General features: G+C 41.0%; 17 protein-coding genes and 2 riboswitches. Of the genes, 3 read left to right on the top strand and 14 right to left on the bottom strand.

The genetic code is table 11. The features are described from left to right. Positions 1-6: 6 nt before the first annotated feature. Entirely contained in the window at positions 7-2,082 is a 2,076-nt protein-coding gene (locus QR40_RS13570; protein WP_044295803.1) for an efflux RND transporter permease subunit, read from the bottom strand. Between the two features lie 202 nt (positions 2,083-2,284). On the opposite strand from QR40_RS13570, the gene QR40_RS13565 reads away from it, so the two are divergent. Beyond that, positions 2,285-2,884, top strand: a complete 600-nt coding sequence (locus tag QR40_RS13565) for a TetR/AcrR family transcriptional regulator (RefSeq protein ID WP_027296553.1) — start codon at positions 2,285-2,287, stop codon at positions 2,882-2,884. 58 nt (positions 2,885-2,942) lie between these two features. On the opposite strand, the gene ftsH is transcribed toward QR40_RS13565, so the two are convergent. The 7 genes from ftsH to QR40_RS13530 form a co-directional block, all read right to left on the bottom strand. Then, entirely contained in the window at positions 2,943-4,793 is a 1,851-nt protein-coding gene (gene ftsH / locus QR40_RS13560) for an ATP-dependent zinc metalloprotease FtsH (RefSeq protein WP_044295503.1), read from the bottom strand. 233 nt (positions 4,794-5,026) lie between these two features. Beyond that, entirely contained in the window at positions 5,027-7,021 is a 1,995-nt protein-coding gene (ligA, locus tag QR40_RS13555) for an NAD-dependent DNA ligase LigA (RefSeq protein ID WP_044295501.1), read from the bottom strand. Between the two features lie 71 nt (positions 7,022-7,092). Then, positions 7,093-7,872: a pseudouridine synthase gene (locus QR40_RS13550; protein ID WP_044295500.1), complete on the bottom strand. Its 780-nt coding sequence runs from the start codon at positions 7,870-7,872 to the stop codon at positions 7,093-7,095. Positions 7,873-8,093: 221 nt separating this feature from the next. Beyond that, positions 8,094-9,260: an ArsA family ATPase gene (locus QR40_RS13545; protein WP_044295498.1), complete on the bottom strand. Its 1,167-nt coding sequence runs from the start codon at positions 9,258-9,260 to the stop codon at positions 8,094-8,096. Between the two features lie 11 nt (positions 9,261-9,271). Next, complete coding sequence (locus QR40_RS13540) at positions 9,272-9,574, bottom strand: hypothetical protein (RefSeq protein ID WP_044295497.1); 303 nt, start codon at positions 9,572-9,574, stop codon at positions 9,272-9,274. Continuing rightward, positions 9,567-10,748, bottom strand: coding sequence for an ArsA family ATPase (locus tag QR40_RS13535; protein ID WP_044295496.1), 1,182 nt, complete (start codon positions 10,746-10,748; stop codon positions 9,567-9,569). Before QR40_RS13535 ends, QR40_RS13540 begins: the two co-directional genes overlap by 8 nt. 168 nt (positions 10,749-10,916) lie before the next feature. Beyond that, positions 10,917-11,408, bottom strand: a complete 492-nt coding sequence (locus tag QR40_RS13530; protein WP_027296547.1) for a MarR family winged helix-turn-helix transcriptional regulator — start codon at positions 11,406-11,408, stop codon at positions 10,917-10,919. 139 nt (positions 11,409-11,547) lie between these two features. On the opposite strand from QR40_RS13530, the gene QR40_RS13525 reads away from it, so the two are divergent. Then, a complete protein-coding gene (locus QR40_RS13525; protein WP_027296546.1) occupies positions 11,548-12,315 on the top strand; it encodes a DUF6062 family protein in 768 nt (255 codons plus the stop codon). Between the two features lie 205 nt (positions 12,316-12,520). Here QR40_RS13525 and QR40_RS29840 read toward each other — a convergent pair whose 3' ends face one another. From QR40_RS29840 to QR40_RS13495, 5 genes are all read right to left on the bottom strand, one after another. Further along, on the bottom strand, positions 12,521-13,696 hold the full coding sequence (locus tag QR40_RS29840; RefSeq protein WP_052430845.1) for a hypothetical protein: 1,176 nt from the start codon (positions 13,694-13,696) through the stop codon (positions 12,521-12,523). A 127-nt stretch (positions 13,697-13,823) separates the two neighbouring features. After that, the gene (locus QR40_RS13515) at positions 13,824-14,603 is read right to left on the bottom strand and encodes a formate/nitrite transporter family protein (protein ID WP_027296544.1); all 780 of its coding nucleotides are present in this window, start codon (positions 14,601-14,603) and stop codon (positions 13,824-13,826) included. A gap of 73 nt (positions 14,604-14,676) precedes the next feature. After that, complete coding sequence (locus QR40_RS13510; RefSeq protein WP_044295494.1) at positions 14,677-16,362, bottom strand: formate--tetrahydrofolate ligase; 1,686 nt, start codon at positions 16,360-16,362, stop codon at positions 14,677-14,679. Between the two features lie 246 nt (positions 16,363-16,608). Then, positions 16,609-16,701, bottom strand: a riboswitch (THF riboswitch). 114 nt (positions 16,702-16,815) lie between these two features. Further along, a riboswitch (ZMP/ZTP riboswitch) is annotated at positions 16,816-16,901 on the bottom strand. Positions 16,902-16,973: 72 nt separating this feature from the next. Then, positions 16,974-18,659: a sensor domain-containing diguanylate cyclase gene (locus QR40_RS13500; protein ID WP_027296541.1), complete on the bottom strand. Its 1,686-nt coding sequence runs from the start codon at positions 18,657-18,659 to the stop codon at positions 16,974-16,976. A 50-nt stretch (positions 18,660-18,709) separates the two neighbouring features. Then, positions 18,710-21,217 carry an Ig-like domain-containing protein gene (locus tag QR40_RS13495; protein ID WP_044295492.1) on the bottom strand — a complete coding sequence of 836 codons (2,508 nt, stop codon included), beginning with the start codon at positions 21,215-21,217 and terminating at the stop codon, positions 18,710-18,712. 341 nt (positions 21,218-21,558) lie between these two features. On the opposite strand from QR40_RS13495, the gene QR40_RS13490 reads away from it, so the two are divergent. Continuing rightward, on the top strand, positions 21,559-21,840 hold the full coding sequence (locus QR40_RS13490) for a GNAT family N-acetyltransferase (protein WP_044295491.1): 282 nt from the start codon (positions 21,559-21,561) through the stop codon (positions 21,838-21,840). A gap of 45 nt (positions 21,841-21,885) precedes the next feature. Here QR40_RS13490 and QR40_RS13485 read toward each other — a convergent pair whose 3' ends face one another. Beyond that, positions 21,886-23,856 (bottom strand): putative bifunctional diguanylate cyclase/phosphodiesterase, encoded by a 1,971-nt coding sequence (locus QR40_RS13485; RefSeq protein ID WP_044295490.1) that lies wholly within the window; start codon positions 23,854-23,856, stop codon positions 21,886-21,888. Positions 23,857-23,877: the final 21 nt, after the last annotated feature.

Below are 23,877 nucleotides of genomic sequence, written 5' to 3'. Positions count from 1 at the left end.
CTCACCTTATTTTTGCTTTTTAGGTTTAAATCCAATGGATGTGTTTATAATAACTTTGTCAAACACTACAAACATTGCGGGCAGTACCAGGATAACTACCACCGTACTGATTATGGCACCTCTTGAAAGCAGTGTACAAATCGAACTGATCATATCAATCTTAGAATAAAGTCCTACCCCAAATGTTGCTGCGAAGAAACTAAACCCGCTGATTAATATAGATTTCATGGAAGACTGGTGTGCCGTCCGGATCGCATCCATTTTCCCTGCTCCCCTGCTTCTCTCCCTCTGATACTTACTGGTCATCAATATGGCATAATCAACTGTAGCTCCCAACTGTATGGTACCAATTACAATACTCGCCACAAAAGGAAGCGTAATACCGGCATAATAGGGAATCGCCATATTTACAAAAATTGCAAATTCAATTACTGATACCAGAATTACCGGGAGCGTAATTGATTTAAACACAATCATAATTATTACAAAGATTGCTGCAATGGAAGCAATATTTACATTTTTCAAATCCACATCGGTTACATCCGCCAAATCTTTGGTGAGGGGTGCTTCTCCTATTACCATAGATTCCGGACTATATCTTTTAACAATCTCATTTACATCAGCAATCTGTTTATTAACTTCATCCGTTGCAGTCTTATAATCCGAGCAGATAAACTGGACCTCATAATGACCACTTTTCAGCATGCTCTTAAGGTCATCCGGAATCATATCGTCCGGCACTCCGGCTCCTACAAAGGAATCCATGCCAAGCGCCCATTTAACGCCTGCCACTTTCTCTATCTCATCCAGCATCTCCTGTTTATCTTTGACATCCAGCCCATTCTTCAGCAGCACCATATATACATTATTCATATGAAATTCATCGCCCAGTTTTTCGTTTGCAACAGAACTTGCCAGATCCCGGGGAAGTGATTTATCAATATTGTAATACACTTTCGTATGCGCATTTCCGTAAGCCGCTGGTATAATCAGAATGAGAAACAGTACCATCCAAATCCGATAATGCCTCGTAATAAATGCTGAAATGTTATCCAGGCTTGGAATCAGGGATTTATGCTTTGTCTTTTCAATGGGCTTATCAAATATTAATATCAGGGAAGGCAGCAGTGTAACACAGCAAATAACGCCAATTACAACACCTTTTGACATTACAACCCCAATATCACGTCCGAGGGAAAATGTCATAAAACAAAGTGCCACAAACCCTGCGATCGTAGTAACGGAACTTCCTGCCACAGATTTGAATGTATTGGATATGGCATGTGCCATTGCACGATTCTTATCTCCTTCAAACCGTATCTTGTTTTCCTCATATGTGTTTAACAGGAAAATGGAATAATCCATGGTAACTCCCAACTGTAACACCGCTGTCAGTGCCTGGGTGATATAGGAGATCTGCCCCAGGAACACATTACTGCCCAGGTTATAAACAATCGCTGCTCCGATACTGAATAAAAATAATACCGGTACAACAAAAGATTCCATAGTCAGGCTTAACACCAACAGGGATAAGAGTGCCGCAATTACCACGTAAACCGGCATTTCCTGCAGAGAGAGATTCTTTATGTCTGTAACCACACCGGACATTCCGCTGATAAAACACTGCTTAGAACAGAGGGTACGCATCTCACTTACCGCTTTCATCGTGTTGTCTGCAGAAGTGGTGTCATCAAACAATGCGATCATCATCGTAGCATTACCCTGGTTAAATGCCTCCCGAATACTGTCCGGCAGCATCTCTATGGGAAAGGTAATATCCATAATGCTGTCATACCAGAGTACATCCTTCACATGATCCACATTTTTAATCTCTTCTTTTAGCTTTACCACATCTTTTGGCTCCATATCTTCCACAATCACCATGGAAAATGCACCCATGCCAAACTCATCTACCATAATATCCTGTCCTTTTACTGTCTCCAGGTAGTTTGGCAGATAGCTCAGGATATCATAATTGATTCTTGTGTTCAGATAACCAATCCCTGCCGGTATCAACAGCAGAAGGGATAGTATAAAAATAGGAATACGAAACTTTACAATCTTTTTGCCAATCTTAATCATCATCCTTTTTACATCTCCTTCTTTCATTTAAATGACCACTAGTCATTTACTTTCAAACATGTTATACTATAAAAGTGACCATTAGTCAATCTTTTGAGTATAAATTTTACAATTCTTTTAGAAATAGAATTTGTCCCATTGACTTTTAGTCATTTCTATAGAATAATGATTGTAACACTTCTATGCGAAGGAGATGATTTTGATGAGTAAATTAGAGAGTAATAAAAAGCAAAAAAAAGATGCCCTGTTAAACACCGCCTTTGACTTGTTCATCACAAAGGGTATTCAAAAGACATCCATTGCCGATATTGTAGAGAAGGCCGGGGTAGCCAAGGGAACCTTTTATTTGTATTTTACGGATAAATATGACCTGCGCAACAAATTAATTTCCCATAAGGCAAATCAATTGTTAAGTTCCTCCTATGAGGAAATGAAGACGAAGAATTTTGAAGCCTTTGAAGAGCAGATGATCTTCATGGTAGACAATATCATTGACCACCTGGTTGCAGACAAATCCCTGCTGTTTTTAATTGCCAAGCATTTAAGCTGGGGTATCTTCAAAAATGCCATGACAAGAATGGATAACGATTACGATAAAAATGTATATGAGCTCTACGAACAGATTCTGGCAGAATCCGGAAGAACTTTTGAGGAGCCTGAAATCATGATCTATATGATCATTGAACTGGTAAGCGGCAGTATATACAGTCCCATACTATATGACCAGCCTGCTCCTATTGAGGTGATAAAACCCTATATTTATGATGACATCCGACACATTATCGGAAAACACAGCAAATAAAAAAGCGATAAACTACGATCGCTTTTTTATTTCTTATATGATTTCCCAGGGCTGCTGCTTAAGGCTGCACCGGCAATTCTGCCTCCCTGCCATCCAGAATTCTCATGAATTCTTCTCCGGTAATGGTTTCCTGATCATAGAGATGTTTTGCAAGTTCATGCAGCTTGCCAATATTCTCTTCTATAATTTTTCTTGCCTTCCCGTGCTGTTCCCGTACTACCTCCACAACTTTTTTGTCCACCACAGCTGCCGTATCACCAGAACACATAAGAGAAGTATCCCCGCCCAGATATTGATTCTGGACAGTTTCCAATGCCACCATGTCAAATTCATCAGACATTCCGAATCTGGTGATCATTGCCCTTGCAAGTTTCGTTGCCTGCTCAATATCGTTGGAAGCTCCTGTAGTGACCGAGTGAAATACCAGTTCCTCTGCCACACGCCCGCCTGTAAAAGTTGCGATTTTATTTTCTATTTCCGCTTTCGTCATCAGGTTGTGTTCCCCTTCATCCACCTGCATGGTGTAGCCAAGGGCACCTGATGTTCTCGGAATAATCGTAATCTTGGTAACCGGAGCCGAGTGGTTCTGTTTTGCAGCAACCAGCGCATGTCCGATTTCATGATAAGAGACTATCAGTTTTTCCTTATCCGACAATACCTTGTTCTTCTTCTGATAACCTGCTATTACTACCTCCACGCTTTCCTCTAAATCTCTCTGGCTGACAAACTTTCTGCCATCCCTGACTGCACGGAGTGCTCCTTCATTGATCATATTGGCAAGTTCTGCACCGGATGCTCCCGATGCCATTCTGGCAATTGCATTAAAGTCCACATCATCCGATATCTTTATCTTCCTGGCATGTACCTTCAGGATATCTTCCCTTCCCTTTAAATCAGGAAGTTCCACCGGAACTCTGCGGTCAAATCGTCCCGGTCTTAAAAGTGCCGGATCCAGCGAATCCGGTCTGTTTGTTGCCGCCAGAATAATAACGCCTTTTCTGCCGTCAAAACCATCCATCTCGGTGAGAAGCTGATTTAAGGTCTGTTCTCTTTCATCATTACCACCCATTCCGCCATTATCACGTTTTTTACCAATCGTATCAATCTCATCGATAAATACGATACATGGTGCTTTTTCATTTGCCTGTTTAAAGAGGTCACGAACCTTTGCCGCCCCCATACCTACAAACATTTCCACAAATTCCGAACCGGAAATTGAGAAAAAGGGAACACTGGCTTCCCCGGCAACTGCTTTTGCAAGCAGCGTTTTACCAGTACCCGGAGGTCCTACCAGCAGTGCACCTTTTGGCATGGTTGCACCAATCTCGGTATACTTTGCCGGATTATGCAGGAAATCAACGATTTCTGTCAGAATTTCTTTAGCCTCATCCTCACCTGCCACATCTGCAAATTTAATACCCGTTGTGGACTCTACATACACTTTGGCATTGCTTTTCCCAAAGGACATGGCATTTCCCATTCCACCTCCGGCACCAACCTTTCCCATCATCTTTTTGATAAAGAAAGTTCCAATTCCATAGAGCAGAACAATTGGCAGTATCCAGGTAAGCAGAAAACTCAGAATCGGTGACATCTGCTGAACGATTTCCTGGGAAAACTTGGCTCCGGAACTGTACAGTCTGTCAACCAGCTGAGGATCATTCATAGCACCGGTCCGATAATAATTAGGCTTTTCTGCTTTGTCCGAGAATAATATTTCGTCACTGGAGACTTCCACTTCATTAATCTGCTTGTTATTCATCATTTCCAAAAATGTCCCATAATCCACATCCTGAACTTTGGGAGACAGCAGTTTTGGAAATAAAAGCCCATTTAATAAAAATATGACTATCACTGCTGTAACATAATAAAAAATAAGAGGCTTTTTTGACGGTTTTACTTCTTTCATAATCCTTTCCTCCTTATCTGATATAAAAGACCGAACATCAATCTTTTATCTTAGGTTAATTATTAATATAAAGTCTATCTTAGGTGAAGTATTCTGAATTGTCAACGAAGCAAGTGTAAAATATTCATAAATAATTTAGAAAGTCTATCCTCATACATTCTTTTTTAATACACAAAAGGGATGGATGCCTGTCTGATGTGAAGGCTTCCATCCCGCAGATACGTTTATAATTATTATTTCTCTCCGGCTAACATTTCATTCAATTGTTCTTCGGAAATCACAGGTATTCCCAGGTCCTGTGCTTTCGTCAGCTTGCTTCCGGCATTTTCTCCAGCCAGAACATAGGATGTTTTTTTCGAAACAGAACCGGAGACTTTTCCGCCGTGCTTCTGAATCAGTTCACTTGCCTCTGTCCTTCCAAGTGTAGGGAGTGTCCCCGTTACCACAAAGGTCATGCCCGCAAACAAATCATCCCCATCTTCCTCTTCTGCAGTCATGTTTACGCCGTATTCCCGCAGTCTCTCCATCACTTCCTGATTTACCGGGTCATCAAAGAATCGGCGGATAGATACGGCACTGATTTCTCCAATATCGGAGACTGCAACCAGCTCCTCTAAAGTAGCCTCTTTTAACCGGTCAATGGAACCAAAATGACGCATCAGCTCCCTTGCCGTTGCCTTGCCTACATTTGCAATCCCCAGTCCGGAGAGCAGGCGCTGTGGTTCATTCTTTTTTGCTTCTTCAATCATCGCCAGTAATTTATCCGTATTTTTCTCTTTTCCGATGATTCCGGCTTCTATCATTTCATCTCTGTGATCTTTAAGCACAAAGATATCTGCGACATTTTTCAGATATCCCTGCCGGACAAGTTCCATAATATAACTTTCGCCAAAGCCTTTTATATCCATGGCATCCCTGCCCACAAAATTAATGATGTGCCGTTCCAGCTGTGCCGGGCAGTTGGCGCCGGTACATTTGATATCCGCCGTATCTTTTTCCCGGACAGCCGGAGAGCCACAGACAGGGCATACATCCGGCAGCACATAACGCATGGCACCTTCCGGCCTTTTTTCCTTTACAACATATTTTATCTTTGGAATAATTTCTCCAGATTTATAAACGACAATGGAATCTCCAATCCTTATGTCCAATTCATCAATAAAGTCCTGATTATGCAGCGTCGCTCTTGCCACACTGGTCCCGCATAGCCTGACGGGTTCAAAGATTGCCGTAGGTGTGATTCTTCCGGTTCTTCCTACCGAGAGTTCAATTTCCTGCAGCACGGTTTCTTTTTCTTCCGGAGGGTATTTATAAGCTACTGCCCACCTTGGCACTTTCGATGTGCTGCCAAGGGTTTCCCTGTCAGAAAGCCGGTTAATTTTCACTACCGCTCCGTCAATGTCATAAGCCAGAGATCCCCGCAGCTCACCTATTTTCTCAATGGCTGCCCAGACTTCTTCCCCTGTATGGCAAATCGTATATTGGTCAATTACCTTAATGCCATTACTTTTCAGGTATTCGTACCCTTCTGTGTGGGTTTCAAATGTCCTTCCCTGGGTTTCCTGGATGTTAAAGATAAACATAGAAAGATTCCGCTCTTTCGTCACCTTGCTCTCTAACTGACGCAGGGTTCCCGCTGCACAGTTTCTCGGATTGGCAAACGGCTTCTTACCCAGTATTTCCTGCTTCTCATTCACCTGGTCAAAAGCAGCATTGGTCATGTAGACCTCTCCACGGATTTCCAGATAAGGAATCGGATGTTTCAGTTTTTTCTTCACATCTTTGATTACTTTTGCATTTTCCGTTACATCCTCTCCCTGAGTTACCCCATCCCCTCTGGTAATGGCTGTAGTAAGAACACCATCCGTGTAGCGCAGAGCCATGGACAGACCATCAATCTTCGTTTCAACCACAAATTCAGGCTCCTGAAGCTGCTGCCTCATGTCCTCTACAAACTGGATTACATCTTCTTTGGAAAAGACATCCTGAAGGCTTAACATGGGAACCCTGTGTTTCACAAGTATTCCGGCTTCCCTCTTTGCACTCCCACCTACTTTCTGCGTGGGGGAATCCGGAGTCACCAGCTCCGGATTCTCTGCTTCAATCTTCTTTAATTCCTGCATCAGCTGATCATATTCATAGTCGCTAATTTCCGGTGCATCCATGTTGTAATAACGATCTGCGTGGTAATTGATCTGTTCTTTAAGTTCGTCGATTCTCTGTTTCATAATATGGCCTCTCTTTACTGATTCTTAAACTCTACAGCAATGTGCTTATATATTTATAACTCATTCATCCCCTATATACGGCTTGTGTATTCCGGTCCATTACTGGAATCCTGTATCATCTGATAAAGTTCTTCGATTTCCTTATCGGTCAGTTTACGGTATGTTCCTGCTTTCAAATGTCCCAGGCGGATATTCATAATACGTACACGCACTAACCTGGTCACTTTATACCCCAGCGCTTCACACATCCTTCGAATCTGACGATTGAGTCCCTGGGTCAGAATAATGCGAAATTGCTTTTCTCCGATCTTCTCCACTTTGCATGGTCTGGTCACGGTATTCAAAATCGGAACTCCTTTTGCCATCTGCCGGATAAATTCATCCGTAACGGGCCTGTTCACCCTGACTTCGTATTCCTTTTCATGATAATTTCCCGCACGCATAATTTTATTCAGGATTTCCCCATTATTTGTCATCAACAGCAAACCCTCCGAATCCTTATCCAGTCTTCCAATAGAAAAAATCCGTTTGGGATAATGCAAAAAATCTTCTATATTATTGCTTCCCCATTTCTTCTCTGAGGTACAGATAATCCCTACCGGCTTATTGACAGCCAATAATATCATCTCTTCTTCTCTGCTTACTCTTTTTCCATTGACACGGATATCCTGAATGGGCAAAACTTTCAGACCCATAGCAGCCGTCTGCCCATCCACAGTCACCTTACCGCTTTCGATCAGCCTGTCCGCTTCTCTTCTGGAACACACACCAGTTTCAGCCAGAAATTTGTTCAGCCGTACCGGTTCATGTTTATCTTTCCCTGAAAATTCTTCCTGCATCCTATTTTTCATAAATATTCTAAAGCCTGCTTTCTTTCACTTTATTACATATCCTCACTATTATATGGTAATTCTAAATGAACTGCAAGTAAGATTTGAGGTTAGATGGGATGTTTTGTTGAGAAGCAGACGCTTTGTAGATGGGGGCAGTGTACGAAAAGATGGGGCGTGGAAAAATTGCATGCCCCATCTTTTCCAGATTCAGGTTGTCGCTACAAAGCTGGTTTTCTCAACTAAATATGTTCAAACTCAATTTTAAGCACATCCTCTTCATATTTTGCACCAGCCACTTCATAACCCCGCAGTTTTGGCGGAAGTATCAGATTACGCCTTTCATTTTTGATCGTAAGTGCCAGTTCCTCTCCTTTTTGTTCCAGTTCCAATTCCCGTTTATCCACAAATGGGATTGCAATTTTTAAGTAGTATTTCTCCTGCTCTTTTTCCAGGACAAATATATTCTGAACCGCCAGAACTGCCGTCGGATCCGTATCTCCGTATACCATATCCGCAGCTGTTCTGAGTCGCTCTGCCGTTCTCAATTCATGCTTTAAAAACTCCATTTCAAATACCGGAATATCAAAAAAACTCTGTCTGATATCCTGCAGGCTGTTCTGCTGGTTTTCTATCCATTGATTAAAGTATCCCGATAAAGATGACCTGGGATACACCTTATTTACAATGATTGCATCTACATTGTAATCATACATGTGGAGATAAGCAAAATTTCTTTTTGCTTCTTTTACCACGATTTTTTCCGGGGTAGTCACGATACGCAGGCTTAGAACATCCTTATCAGACATCAGATCCTGCAGCTGTTCTATTTTGGAACACAAGATCTCTACTTCATCGAAAAGAGTTTCTTTTGGCATGGGAATCTTGGTTGTTTTTTCTACCAGGGGACCTGCTACTTTGATTGCCTTTCTCTTCATCGGCATTATTTTCCCCAGCAAGTCACCAAACATTTCGGGAAATTTTAACAGTGATATTGTCTCACCGGTAGGTGCACAGTCCACAATCAACACATCATAATTTTGCGCTTCGTATATCTCCAGAATTTTAAACAGAGAGAACAGCTCTTCAAATCCTGGAAAAACCAGCAGTTCCTCTGCTTCTATGCTTTCCCCTGATCTGGATGTCAGCAGCTTTTTCAAATAATCCTTTATATTTCCCCAGGCACGTTCGCTTTCCGCTACGGCATCGATTTCCATTGCAAATAAATGCTCCGTTATTTTCACCGGATCATTGCTGAGTTTACAATCAAAGGAGTCACCCAGGCTGTGTGCCTGGTCTGTGCTCATAATCAGAACCCGTTTTCCACTTTCCGCGATTTTACAGGCCGTTGCTGCTGCTATGCTGGTCTTCCCTACACCGCCTTTACCCGTATATAATAATATTCTCATGTTCCTTCCCCCTACTCAATGATCACTTTTTTGGTGCGTTTCGTTTTTTCTGATTTCTTCGTAAAATTATCTCCGGTGTACATATCTGCTTTTTCAGACTCGTTTTCCCGACTCCCATCTCTTTCGTCTTTACAAGATTTCGTCTCTTTTTTTCCAGCCAGATAAATTTCAACCGCACAGTCCTTTAACCAATCTCCCGCTCCGGTCCTCCAATTTTTCATCCTGTCATTTAGTTCATCCGGCAACAGCTCCTGAAATGCTTCTATTTCTAATTTCTTTGCCTGAACAATTTTTGTTATAAATGTCTTATTCATCCTCTTCCTCCTTAACAAACTGTATGTGCAGGGACTGGTCTTTCATCTTTGCGGACTGTACATAATGTCCCCGCAGAGTAGATGGCATGGGAATTGCTCTTTTAAAGTTCCCGATCTTCACAATAAGGTCCCGGCCCGCTTCATGCATTACGATTTCCTCTTTTTTCACACACGGCAGATATACCTTTAAAAGATAGCCATTCTCTGTTTTTTCATAGACTTCATTCGGTATGATTCTCTTTACTGCAAACAGATCATCTTCCTGCAGCGCATCTTCACACACCCGGTCCAGTGACGTGAGACCGTTTAAATCGATATCATACCATTTAATGGCATACACCGGGACGCTTTGGAATACCTCTTTTAATTCCTTGATATACTGCTGCTGGATCCCCAGCCATTCATCAAAAAAGGGATTATTAATATCCGTCGGCAAAACCCGGTTAATATAGAGTCCATCCACATTAAAATTATAGAGATTCAAATACATATAATTTCTCTTTGTTTCCTCCACTACCATTTTTTCCGGTATTGCCACAAGCCTTATACTGCTGATCTCCCTGTCCTTCATCAGCTCCTGCAATTCAGCCAGTTTCAAATACATTCTTTCGATATCATTCATAGCCTTTTTATCCGGCAATTGAATTTGAAAAAGCTTTTTCGTTACCGGCCGCATCACTTTAACCGCCACTTTTCCCAGTGGGAACAGTTTTTCCATATACCAGGAAAGAAGTTCCGGAAATTTCAGCAGGGAAAGCGTCTCTCCGGTAGGCGCACAGTCCACTATAATCAACTCGTACTCTTTACGATTATATATTTCCTGAATTTTTAACAGGGAAAATAACTCTTCGATTCCCGGTATCATATCCAGGTCATTCATTATATTTTCTTCCCCGCTTCCTGCCGGGAGCATATTTGCAAAAGCATTCATCATAGATGAAAAATCATGCTCCATTTCATAGGCAGGATCTATTTCCAGAGCAAATAAATGCTCAGCTACCTGCATTTCTTCTTTTCCAAGAGGCTGCTCAAATAAATCGCTTAAATTATGCGCCATGTCCGTACTTACAATTAATGTTTTTTTCCCTTCTTTGGATGCTTTCCTGGCGTGTGCCGCTGCAATGCTGGTCTTACCTACGCCTCCTTTTCCTGTAAAAATTATGATTCTATTCATAAATCTCCTTTCCCGGAAAATAGCTCCCCGGTTCAACTTATATTATTTCATTTTGTATATTCTATTTATTTCTTCGTTCGAATTATTCGAAACTCGAACTATTTATTATTTTTAAACAGAGCCGCAAAGCTCTGTTAAAATACAGTTTAACCAACATTCAATTTCAGATTACTCAATTGCAATCTTTCGGACTTTTTTCTCCTTTGGCTTTTCACCAGTTTTTTCCCTCTGGTTCAATACTGCAAAGATCTTATCTGCCATGCCAAAGAGGGTTCTCTTCTCCTCTTCCGAAAATGCAGCCATCACTCTGGTAAAATAATTTCCCAGTTCCATCATTTCGTGATACATGAAATCTGTTCCTTTTTCACTGAGTGAAATGGTTACAACCCGCTTATCCTGATCACTTCTCTCTCTGCGTACCAGATGCTTTTTTTCAAGACGGCTGATGACTCCGGTAACCGTATTAAGCGGAATGTTCATATATTCTGCTATTTCACTCATATTCACCTGTTTCTGGCGGTAAACGAACAGTAAAGCAAAGATTTCATTCTTCGAGCAGTTTAGAAACAGATCAAACCGCTGTTCCGGATAAAAAACAAATTTGCATTTATCCATTATTTCAAATACCATTTCCTCTACGGATGCCGGAAACTCACTCATAGGTAATCACTCCTTTACTTCGTTTCTCGAAGTATATTTTAATTCTACTCTCGAAGTAATAATTTGTCAAGAATTTTATATTCCAAACTTGTTTTCTGTGCTATAGTATACATAACGACGCTAAAGGAGGCCTCTTTATATGAAAGAAACCATATATACCATCCCCTTAATGGATGCATTTAATGCAAACGACGAATGTCCGTTTTGTTTTATAGAGCGAAACCTGGAACAGCATGCAATTTCTTTTATTCTTGGTTCTGCCTATATGGAAGATGACGTCCGCATGGAAACCGACAAGATCGGATTCTGCCGCCATCATTATAAAATGATGTTTGACTATGGCAACCGCCTTGGGAGTGCTTTAATACTAAGTACCCATTTCCACAAATTGAATGAAGAACTGCAGGCACAGATCAAATCATTTGCTCCCGGTAAATCATCCATGCTAAAACGTATCAAAAAAACAACCATCGAACCGGAAATCCGTAAAACAAACATTGGAGCCTGGATTACAGAAAAAGAAAATGATTGCTACGTTTGTAATCATTTTAATGATAATTATAACCGTTATCTGGATACCTTTTTTGAAATGTTAAAAAATAATCCCGAATTTGTAGAAATAGTGAAAAACAGCAAAGGTTTCTGTCTCCATCATTTTGCAGATGTCATCGAAACTGCGGAAGATAAGCTGAATGATAAACAAAAAAATCTTTATTACCCCATGCTTTTCAAACTCATGGAAGATAGTATGAAGCGTCTGGAGGAAGAAGTAACCTGGTTTACTGCGAAATATGATTACCTGAATAAGGACAAGGACTGGGGCAATTCCCGGGACAGTGTTCAAAGATGTATGCAGAAGCTGGGCGGCGGTTATCCTGCGGATCCCGTTTTCCAAAGCGATAAATAATTATAATTATGTTTTACTAATATTTAGATATTCAAAAGGGTATTCGGAAAACTCTCCAAATACCCTTTTATCAATTTTCCATATTCAATTAAAAAGTTACATTTCACAAACTTTACCGATCAAGCAGATAGCTGCAGTCCATTTTCAAGCATTCCTGTAGATCAGCTTAATAAAACGAGTGAACCTGTTTTGTCCCAAACTTCTTTTACGTATGGCTCATCGTGTAATCATAGATTGCCTGATACGTATCATTATCATAATGAACACCATCTGCCGTGCCAAATCCATTAGTCTTTAAATACGTATAGGTATCAATATAAAGATTTGGGAAAGCTGCCTTTAGCTGCATATTAAATGGTGTAATATGCTTATTTTTTATAAGATATCCTACGGATGATGCAACCTTGTCATTAACTGGATTTACTGACATCATATAGAATTTTGTATTTGGATAACTTGCAATCAATTCCTGATACACATTGATATACTGTAAGACGGTATTAGATGCGCAGTCATTAACCCCCAGGTTAAATACCACTTTTACATATGGGTTAAAATCCAGCTTCTTCTTAAGCTGAGTAAGCCCTGAAGACATCAGCCAGTTATAACCTTCGCCTACCTTTGCAATATACTGTGCATTTCCATCTTTGGAACCAATTACATTTTCCATTCCTACGGTTCTGGAATCACCTACAAATACATATGTATTATACTGTTTTACTCCGGAACTTCCGGCATTGTCATTGGGACCCTGATTAGTCTGTCCTGAATTACCATAACCCGGATTCTGGTTTTCCGGCTCCTGTGGTGCCTTTGTTTTCTTTCCGTCAGCTCCCACATAATACTTCCCTGCCTTGCAGTTCACGGCCATCGTACCATCCTTCTGCAGATAACGTCCATTCACCCAGCGCTTTTTAACCATAGCTCCTAAATTAGAGCTCTTTTTATCAAAATAGTACTTTTTACCGCCAATCGTATGCCAGCCGGTGTACATGGCTCCTGTTGTTTTAGACAAATAATAACGCTTTCCATTTATTGTTTTCCAGCCTCTTACCAGTGCGCCTTTTTTACTGCCTGTCTCATTTAAATAATAATAAGACTTCTTATAATACTTCCAACCTGTTGTTACATATCCACTCTTATCAAAATAGTAAATTTTATTCTTTATCTTTATCCATTTGTTTTTTGGATAAGTGCCGTTCTTATACTGAAACCATCGTCCTATGTAATTTTGTTTCCAGCTTCCTGATGTACTTTTGACTGTTTTAGCCTTTTTCACAACATTTACAGCAGCTTCCGCTTTTATAGAAGTTACACTGCCTGCAAGTCCAAAAATTAATGCCAGTGTGAGTATTACAACTGAGATTTTGATTTTCTTCATTCTTTACCTCTCATGACCAATCAATTACTTGCTACCTGTAACACTATAACACAAAAAAATAGAAGTCTCAACTATTTTTTAAGAGAAACTTCTATTTTCTTACGATAATATTAAGAAATTGTATACTTTATTGCGCTTCTTTTTTGTTTTTGGAAATTAAATAATATGGTATTGCAACAAACACTGCACCGCCAATCATATTACCAATTGTTACTAAAGAAAGGTTGTAGAAATAACCGCCTATTGTAACTGCCGCATCGCCTTTATTCAGTAAACCTACGCCAATAATACTCATATTCGCTATACTATGTTCGCAGCTGCAAATCATAAATACGTAAATGCACCAAAAAACCATAATCAGCTTAGCTACTTCATTTTTTAATTTAATACTGCACCATACCGCCAGACAAACAAGGATATTACACAATATACCTCTTGTCAGCAGTTCTACCGGTCCAAGTCCCACTTTTGTTGCTGCAGTAGAAGCAAACATTTCCCCAACTGCTCCCTTCGGTACACCGGTCAGCTGAAAAACAAAAACTGATGCGATAGACCCCAGGAAGTTACCAATATAACATATAATCCATAGTTTAATTGTATTACCCCATGTTACAACTTTATTAAGAGATGCAGAGGTCATTACAAAATTATTACCAGTAAATAATTCTGCTCCGGCTGCTACCACCAGACTTAAAGCCGCTGCAAATGAGAAAGCCATTACAGCCTTCATCATCGGATCTCCCGCTTCTTTCAGAGGCGTTCCCATAACAAAGGTTACAAAGGAACCAAATGAAATGAACATTCCAGCTACCATTGAGGAAACAAAATATCCAAGAGGATTATTTTTCAACAACCCATATTTTGCTTTTCCTGAATTACAAACTGCTTGAAATTCTTCCTGAAACATAACAAATACCTCCTCTTTCCTTTAGATCCTCTATATGCAGGAAAGGTCCCCACCTTCCCTGCATATTAAATAATTAGAACAATCCGGAAATCTTTCCTGTCTCGTCTACGTCGATTCTTTCTGCTGCCGGTACTTTTGGAAGTCCTGGCATGGTCATGATCTCTCCTGTGAGGGCTACGATAAAGCCTGCTCCTGCGGAGATCTTTAAGTTACGTACTGTTACTTCAAAGTCTGTCGGTGCGCCAAGCTTTGTCTGGTCATCTGTCAGACTGTACTGTGTCTTAGCAACACAGATCGGGCAGTTCCCGAATCCAAGGTTTTCCAGTTCTTTCGCCTGCTTCTGAGCATTTGCTGTGAGAACTGCTTTCTTTCCGCCATATACTTTCTGTACGATTGCATTTAATTTATCTTCGATACTTCCTTCTAATTCATAAGAATAGTGGAATTCACTTGGCTCTTCTACCAAACGGATTACTTCTTTTGCAAGAGCTTCGCCGCCTTCGCCGCCTTTTGCCCATACTTCAGAAAGTGCTACGTTTACACCAAGTTCTTTACATTTTGCTTCTACCAGGTCTAATTCAGCCTTGGTATCCGTTGGGAATGCATTGATTGCCACTACGCATGGAAGWCCGTATACATTTTTGATGTTGCTTACATGTTTCAGTAAGTTTGGCATACCGTTTTCCAGTGCTTCTAAGTTTTCGTTATTCAAGTCAGYCTTTGGAACGCCGCCATTGTATTTTAATGCACGCACRGTTGCTACGATAACAACTGCGGAAGGGGTAAGCCCTGCCATACGGCATTTGATATCCAGGAATTTCTCYGCTCCAAGGTCAGCGCCGAATCCTGCTTCTGTGATTGCGTAATCACCCAGTTTTAATGCCATCTTTGTTGCAATTACAGAGTTACAGCCATGTGCGATATTRGCAAATGGTCCGCCGTGAACGATTGCAGGCACGTGTTCCAGAGTCTGAACCAGGTTTGGTTTCAGAGCATCTTTTAACAGTGCTGTCATAGCGCCCTGTGCATTTAAGTCGCCTGCGGTTACCGGTTTCTGCTCTGCAATTTTTCCATATGTATATCCAACGATAATCTTGGAAAGTCTCTCTTTTAAATCTGTGATATCTTTTGCCAGACATAATACTGCCATAATTTCAGATGCAACGGTGATATCATATCCATCTTCTCTAGGCATTCCGTTTGTCTTTCCGCCCATTCCGTCTACGATGTTACGAAGCTGGCGGTCATTCATATCCACACATCTTCTCCATGTGATCTTTCTAGGGTCGATGTTTAATGCATTGCCCTGGAAGATATGGTTATCCAGCATCGCTGCCAGTAAGTTGTTGGCTGCACCGATTGCATGGAAATCGCCTGTAAAGTGAAGGTTGATGTCTTCCATCGGAACTACCTGTGCATAGCCGCCGCCTGCTGCGCCGCCCTTTACACCGAATACCGGTCCTAAAGATGGCTCACGAAGTGCAACCATAACGTTCTTGCCCAGTTTCTGTAAACCATCAGCCAGACCTACCGTAGTTGTCGTTTTTCCTTCACCTGCCGGAGTCGGGTTGATTGCTGTTACAAGAACTAATTTTCCGTTAGGAGCATCACTTTCTTTTAACAGATTGTAATCAATTTTTGCTTTGTATTTCCCGTATTGCTCAAGATATTTCTCGTCAATACCTGCTTTTGCTGCGATTTCTGTAATTGGGGACATAGTAGTCTCCTGTGCAATTTCGATGTCTGATTTGTAACCCATAGTTAAATATCTCCTTTCATATTAACCGCTTTTGCGGTGATTTACGTTATAAATTATACTACGGTCCCCGTAAGGACATGCGTCTGCCTGCCATTCTTAACCCATAAAAAAAGCAGTTGAATCATTTGCCACTCAGCAAATAACACAGCTGCCCAATATCGGGACTGCCTGCTATACTGCACAAAGAAATAGCATCTGACCATACACATTCTAAATAATATAGAAATAACAATACATCTTTTACGCAGTAGCGGGAGCGATCTTATAACGCGGAAGTCTCCTTCGTTCACCAAAAGCCTCCCCCTTTGGTGACACTTTACGTATAACATCTACTCTACTTGAACATTATTCAATTTTTAATATAGAAAGAAATAAGTCAAGCAGATTTCTTTCGGTACCGGATAGAATTCTAACACCTAAAGTGTATTAAAAAAGGGCAACATCATAGATAACAAATGCTGCCCAGACGGTCGACCTTATCATATAATTTTGATTTCCCTGTGGTACTCCACAACTATCCGTCAGTAATCAAAACCTTTGTTACGATATATATACTATAAAACAAAGTTAAAATTTTGTCAAGAATTTTGTGGATATTTCACATAAAAATGTTACAATTGATCTCCTTTATTGTTATATTCCATTTCAGGTTCAAATAGAACCACCCGGTTGCGGCCTTCAGCTTTTGCCCGGTAAAGAGCTATGTCCGCTTTTTGATAGAGACTGGTAAAGGTTGTGCCGTCTTTGGGGTACATAGCTGCCCCGATACTGGCTGATATTTCGATATCCCCATTGACCCAGCGGGCAACTCTTTTACGGAGGGTTTCCAGGCGTTTTTCAAGAGCATGGCTGTTCCCAACGTTTTTCATACAAATGACAAACTCATCTCCGCCAAGTCTTGCTATCACATCATCCGCCTTTCCGGCACTTTTTAACGTATAGGCAATTTCTTTTAAGACCTGGTCTCCGATGATATGCCCGTAAGAATCATTCAGCATTTTAAAATTATCAATGTCTACCATAACAAATCCATGGTTATGGCGTTTTTCACTTTTCACTAACATCTTTGTTACCTTTTTCACAGCCTCCGCCCGGTTCAGAACACCGGTGAGGTCATCATTTTCCAGCCGGTACTGCAGTTGGAATTCTTCTTTCTTTTTCTCATCAATGTCGTTTAAGGCCACAAATGCAATAATGTCCTTAGAGTATGGGTCCTGTATCAGCTGTATGTCGCCTTCTACCCAAAAGTAATTTCCTTCCGGATTCAGACGCCGGAACTCACAATGCAGAGTTTTGATACCTTCGCAATAGCGTTTCATCAAGTTGGCATAAGAGAACATAATCTTGTAATTTTCCTGATCTTCTTTATATATGAAGTGTTCCCATACATATGCGGCCGCTGCCGTAAAGGAAGTACGCGCACTTTTAGGGATTTCTTCTCCCATAGTCCCCTTGATATACTCCACAGTATCTCTGGTAATATTATAACGGTAATTTATTACGTTTCCCGTCAGCTGGCTTTCATAAGAACGTTTCCACCGCTCATGTTCGATCTCTTTTTCATGAGCTTTGGTCATATCTTCCATGGATATCACTGCAAAGCGCCCATCATCGGTAATCGTATAGTCATGGCGCAGCCAGACCTGACGGTTCAGTCTGTGGTTGATTTTCACAATGGTATCAGAGGCTGGGATTCCCGCTTTCATCCTTTTGAAAAACTCACGGTATTCTTCCTGGCTTTCTTCTGCCACCATTCCTTCCGTTATGAAGGTCTCCGGCATGTTTTCAATAACCTGGCGGTCAAAAAACTCCGATGATTTTTCATACAAATATAATATTTCTGTATCCAGTTCATAACGGGCTGCCATTTTCTTCGTGTGTTCCCATACAATCAAACGATATGTTTCTTCCTGCCCATACAATCCTTCGACTGCATCTTTGCGAAGGCTAAAATCCAGGCAGATACACATGATTCTGCTGGTCCGTTCACTGTCGCCTTTACATCGCAGCATAAACCAGCCGGTATCTCCATTCTTTTTCTTCATCCGAACCTCCAGCTCCAGAGTTGCAGCCGGATTGCCGGGACAGAAGCCAGCCATATTACACATTTCTTCCCAGTCTTCTTTTAACACCAGTTCCTTCATTTCAGACGGCATTTCCTGCCGTTTTTCATAACCCAGCATTGCATGAAAAGTAGTATTCACATACGTCAAAGACAGCGCCTCGTCTCCCAGAAACTCACAGACTCCTGCAGGAAGTATGTCAAATTGCGCATAATCAACTGTCTCATTCATCATTTTCGTCACATCTACTTTCTCTGTAAAATGATTCTCAGCAGAGCACTCGTTTATTTTACAGTGATTTTTATTACTTTTTTAACACCGTTACATTTTACGGTAATATTTGCCGAACCCCGTCGAAGCCCGGTTACTACACCTTTCCTGTTTACCGCAGCCACTTTGGGCTTTGAGGATTTATAAGTGATTGTTCCTTTCGGAATGGCATTTACTTTTATCGCATATGTTTTATTTTTCTTTACCTGTGCAGAAGTATGCCGCAGGTTAAGGATTGGGTCTTTTACGATTACTTTGCAGGTTTTCTTCACTTTATTTGCTGTCGCCGTAATATATGCAGTACCTTTTCGAACTGCCGTAACCTTACCCTTTTTGTCAACTTTTGCTATCCGCTTATCACTGCTGCTCCAGTTTATTTTATTACTGGCCCCCCGGATATCCGCTTTTAGAATTACAGTCTTTTTCCCAGAGGTGTAAAGCACCGTAGAGGTTCTGTTCAGGCTGACTTTCGGCTTCTTTACCGTTACTTCGCAAACTGCACTTCGCTTTCCTACTTTTGCCTTTATTTCAGCTTTCCCAACTCCCACTGCAGTAATGACACCATTTTTTACAGTAGCTACCTTTTTTTGATTACTGCTCCATGTAATCTTCCTGGAATCTGTTGTATCCGATGGATAAAAAGTTACTTTTAACTTGCTGGTCATCTTGGGTGTAAGCGTTAGTTTTGCTTTTGTCAAAACAATATGATTCAGCGGGGATTTTACTGTAATCCTGCATTGTGCGGTTAGATTCCCCACCCTGGCAGTAATTACCGTACTTCCAGCACGCAGCCCCATCACTTTTCCATTTTTATCCACAGAAGCAATTTTACTGTTTTTACTTGTCCAGGTTACTTTTTTATCAACCGTAGTATCTTCCGGAGAATAAGACACACGAAGCGTAGATGTTCCATTTTTATTTAAGGTCAGATTTGCTTTATTTAAGAAAATTTCCTCAAGCAGTGTGGTACGCGGATTAGGATTCGGAACAGCTGCATTAGCGGTAAATGCTTTGATCCGTACGCTGTAACCTTCATTATCCCCATCATACCATACATTTCCGTTCTTATTACCCACAAAGCTCTGCCCGGCTTCCGTATGGTTTGTTATATGCATATCACTGTATCTCGTATCCGACTTATCAATGTTCAAAAGTACATTTGTGCCGCTCCGATTGGTAAATGTGATAACTACGGAGAATTTTTCTCCTTTATCCAAATGCACTTTTTCTTTCAGTGGAATGGTATAATATCCGGAATAAGACACATTTCCACTTTGCTCACTGGCATAAACCGGCACGCCGCTTGCAGGATTTGTTTTATCCCTGACATTTCGATAGATCTGTATCTTATAAGATAGATTGGGTGTCTCACTCATAAAAGAGACCGCTTCCAGTATCTCTCCGTTTGCTTTCGCTGAAGCCGTTTGATAGATATTTCCGGCGCTGTATCCATTTTGTATCCTTACATAACCATCGTATATGGTACCGTCATACTGGTAAATATAATCGTAATTATCCGCTGCTTCTCCTTCCATTACAAATGCATAAGAGTCGCTTCTGTTCAAATAGTTATCTTCATAAGAAATCCAGAAATATCCCTTGTCTCCCCAGGCACTGCCATAACTGTTTTTTGCCAGCCAGGCTCCGTTATTCTTTGGCTTACAACCCTCCGGAAAATTTTCCCTGCTGTACGTATCATCCCAGCCTACCAGAGTAACGGCATGATTCATGTCATCATATCCCTGATAGTTATAGGCTGCTGTACTGCGGTTAAAAAACTGCGGCTGGTATACCAGTGAAATATATGATGCACCATAATTTAAGATCCATTGCTTTACGGTTGTCCGATCCTTTGTACCAACCCATCTGGCATTTTGCAGATGCACTTTATCCTGATAGGCAATGGCATTATTTAAAGGACGGATGGATGCCGTATTTTTCGGATAAACAGATACCGATTCGTCCGCAGCTCCTGTCCAGCTGCTCATAGCCATCACTGCCCACTGGGCATTCCCGCCAAAATCCAGATACCCCTTGTCCACATTCTGCCTGAGGTAAATCTGAACCTGATCTCCTGCCGTATTCCCAAATAAATCTGCAGCCCTGTAGTATGTAAAATAACCCAGGTGCTGTTCAGATAAATCCAGTCCGGACGCACTCCATCCATCTTTAATTAAAGAAGCTTCCAGCGTTCCCTGAAATGCAAATGCCCAACAGGCTCCCCAGGGATTCTGATCCTTTACCGAAGTAATATATCCGTTATTTCTGGAATCATAAGCTGATGGAAGCGCCATCCTTGCTCTGGGTGCCGCACCCCTCTCACTCTCCGGAATATTGTAGGGCGTCAATTCTTTTAAATCAGGCTCCAGCTCCTTTTGAGCCTCGATTTCATCCTCTGTGAGCGGACGTCCCTTTATATAATCCAATCCCTTGTCTACTTCCCGGGATGCATATACCGTAACCGGAAGCTGAAATAACAAAATCAGCATTCCCAAATAAATAATCCATTTCTTTTTTAACATCTCTATCTCCACTATGTTGCTTTTCCATGTATTCTATGCTAAACTTCTGTACATAATATCTATGCCTTTGATTCATAACAATTGATCTCATTAGTGTGTTATAAAATGTTTCTGCAAGCTGTGTGCCACACATTCCATTAGATTCGCTCCAATTCAGATACTCCGCTGTGATCGGCAGGATATCTGACCCTGGCGGCAGTTTCCAGCTGAATCCCCAAGCGCATCCGTTTGGTTCGTTATCCGCAGAAAAGTGACCTGAATTTGCTGCAAATATGCCGTGCAGTGATGCGCAGTCAGCAGAAATGATTTTCATAGACGCACTGGAAAGGAGTGTAATCACCATGAACTTTACGTTTCAGAAAAATCAGATTGCCTTACACAATACTACCAGCCAAAAGATGCTGGCAGAAGTTACTTTTCCGGATATAGACGAAAATACCGTTGAGGTAAACCATACCTTCGTAGATGAATCCCTGCAGGGACAGGGAATTGCCGGTCAGCTCATGCTGGCTCTGGCTGAACACCTCCGCTGTGAAAACAAAAAAGCGGTTCTCACCTGCTCCTATGCCCAGCACTGGTTTTCCAAACACCCGGAATATAACGGCCTTATAAAAGAAGAATAGCATCTTATTAAAATCTGTTCTTTCATCATGTATCATTACACGGATTTATACAAGAACCGTTTCTTTCTCTAAAAACTGTTCAAATTCTTCAGGCGGCAGAGGAGTGGAAAAAAAATATCCCTGAATATAATCACAGTCCAGGCGCTTCAATATCTCATATTGATTCCTGCCTTCCACTCCCTCTGCCACAATTTGAAACTGAAGTCCCTTTGCAATCTCAATTACATTTTTCACGATCAGAAGATAAACTTCGGATTCTGCGATCTTATCCACAAAACTTTTGTCTAATTTAATACTTTCTACCGGAAGTGTTCCAATATAACTCAGGCTGGAATATCCCGTTCCAAAATCATCTATGGCAAAAGATACCCCAAACTCGATTAACCTCCGCATAATATTTATGATATAATCAAATGAATTGATAATAATGCTTTCGGTAACCTCCAGTTGGATCAGCGCCGGATCTATATGATACTTTTGAACTACCTGTGTAACGTCATCATAAAAAGTGCTTTTTGAAAATTGTACCGTAGATACATTTACGTTAATCTGTACAGGGTCCAGCCCCATTTTCTCCCTTTTGGCAATCATTCTGCAGGCCTCTTCCAAAACAAAGACCCCAAGCTGATTGATCAATCCGCTCTGTTCTGCAATGGGAATAAATTCTGATGGTGATATCCAGCCTAATTTTTTATCCTTCACCCGTAAAAGTGCTTCGCACTTGGTATATGTACCGGATTCAATCTCATAAATAGGCTGATAATAAACTTCAAAAGATTGTTCTGCTGCCTTTTCGCGAATAATGCCTGCTATCTGGTTTTTTCTCTCCATCTGTATTTGTTCCGTTTTTCTAAAATACAGCACTTCACTGGATTCTGTCTTCTTTGCCTTTGACAGCATGTATTCCGCATTATGTATCACCATTTCAGGATTCGGAGCATATTGTGGGAAATCAATTAAAACTACATCTATGAAAAGCCGAAAATTCTGTCCGTTTTTATGTGACTCATCCTGAATCACCTTGACAATCTTCTCCCGGATCAGGTTACACTGTTCCTCACAAGATGCCAGAAATGCAAATTTAGCTCCACCCACGCGATATACACGATGCTTTGGATATATCTCTACACATCTCTCCACAATCAATTTCAGTAATGCATCTCCCTGCTGCCTTCCAAAAACAAGATTGTAATTATTAAAATTCTTCATATTCAAGATACATACACAGCCATTTTTTCCATCTTGGAACAGCATAGACAGATCTTCCATAAAAGACGCCCTATTCTTAATCCCGAGCTGCATATCTTTAAATAAGGTGTCTTTCAACTGATTTTCATAAGCAATACGCTTGGATATATCGTAGCCGGTAAAAATCGCAACCGGTTTTGAGTCTGATCCTAATACTCTTACACTGTCTATGCTTAGATATTTATTTAACTTTTCATTATATATCTCCATTTTCCTGCTGGGATTATCCTCATTCAGATGGGGAATCGGGCAATGACTGCAGGGTTTCTGATTATTCCACAGTGCCTGATAACAAAGATCCTTCTCCTGAATATCCGGCAGCATGTTGCGCAGTTCCTGATTAACAAAACTGATCCTGTAATCTTCCATACCTACAGTATAAGCAGCTGCATGAATACCATCCAGAACAGTCTTCGTCATGCGGATAGACTCTTTTACACTGGTAATATCAACACCAATACATACAAAGCAAAACCCCAGTTTTTCATCCTGATATGCACTATAATCCAACTGCAGCCATTGCTGCAGGCTTTCAATCCACATTACAGATCTGACATTATTTTCCCCCTGCCCGCTTCCCATCGGACAATCCTTACAGACCTCATCACTGCCAAAAAACAGTTTATGGCAGGTAATGTCTTTTTGTAATTCAGGAAACTTCTCCCGCAAAACTTTATTCGTATATAAAAACTGATGCGTATCATAACGTATCGCATAGACAAATGCATCCATATTATCTATGATACGGTCAGTATTCCACTGATCCATGTATGCCTTCTCCTTTAAGTA

Origin of the sequence: Robinsoniella peoriensis, assembly GCF_000797495.1 — a bacterium.
Taxonomy (GTDB): Bacteria; Bacillota; Clostridia; order Lachnospirales; family Lachnospiraceae; genus Robinsoniella; species Robinsoniella peoriensis.
This window is presented reverse-complemented; position numbering and strand designations above follow the sequence as displayed.

Bases quoted from the DNA above. Each gene is read 5' to 3' on its own strand.
- ftsH (WP_044295503.1), bottom strand. From the start codon at position 4,793: ATGAAAGAAGTAAAACCGTCAAAAAAGCCTCTTATTTTTTATTATGTT.
- QR40_RS13525 (WP_027296546.1), top strand. From the start codon at position 11,548: ATGAAAGAAACCATATATACCATCCCCTTAATGGATGCATTTAATGCA.
- QR40_RS13550 (WP_044295500.1), bottom strand. From the start codon at position 7,872: ATGAAAAATAGGATGCAGGAAGAATTTTCAGGGAAAGATAAACATGAA.
- QR40_RS13535 (WP_044295496.1), bottom strand. From the start codon at position 10,748: ATGAATAGAATCATAATTTTTACAGGAAAAGGAGGCGTAGGTAAGACC.
- QR40_RS13570 (WP_044295803.1), bottom strand. From the start codon at position 2,082: ATGATTAAGATTGGCAAAAAGATTGTAAAGTTTCGTATTCCTATTTTT.
- QR40_RS13565 (WP_027296553.1), top strand. From the start codon at position 2,285: ATGAGTAAATTAGAGAGTAATAAAAAGCAAAAAAAAGATGCCCTGTTA.
- QR40_RS13515 (WP_027296544.1), bottom strand. From the start codon at position 14,603: ATGTTTCAGGAAGAATTTCAAGCAGTTTGTAATTCAGGAAAAGCAAAA.
- QR40_RS13540 (WP_044295497.1), bottom strand. From the start codon at position 9,574: ATGAATAAGACATTTATAACAAAAATTGTTCAGGCAAAGAAATTAGAA.
- QR40_RS13495 (WP_044295492.1), bottom strand. From the start codon at position 21,217: ATGTTAAAAAAGAAATGGATTATTTATTTGGGAATGCTGATTTTGTTA.
- QR40_RS13490 (WP_044295491.1), top strand. From the start codon at position 21,559: ATGAACTTTACGTTTCAGAAAAATCAGATTGCCTTACACAATACTACC.
- QR40_RS13485 (WP_044295490.1), bottom strand. From the start codon at position 23,856: ATGGATCAGTGGAATACTGACCGTATCATAGATAATATGGATGCATTT.
- QR40_RS13545 (WP_044295498.1), bottom strand. From the start codon at position 9,260: ATGAGAATATTATTATATACGGGTAAAGGCGGTGTAGGGAAGACCAGC.
- ligA (WP_044295501.1), bottom strand. From the start codon at position 7,021: ATGAAACAGAGAATCGACGAACTTAAAGAACAGATCAATTACCACGCA.
- QR40_RS13500 (WP_027296541.1), bottom strand. From the start codon at position 18,659: ATGATGAATGAGACAGTTGATTATGCGCAATTTGACATACTTCCTGCA.
- QR40_RS13530 (WP_027296547.1), bottom strand. From the start codon at position 11,408: ATGAGTGAGTTTCCGGCATCCGTAGAGGAAATGGTATTTGAAATAATG.
- QR40_RS29840 (WP_052430845.1), bottom strand. From the start codon at position 13,696: ATGAAGAAAATCAAAATCTCAGTTGTAATACTCACACTGGCATTAATT.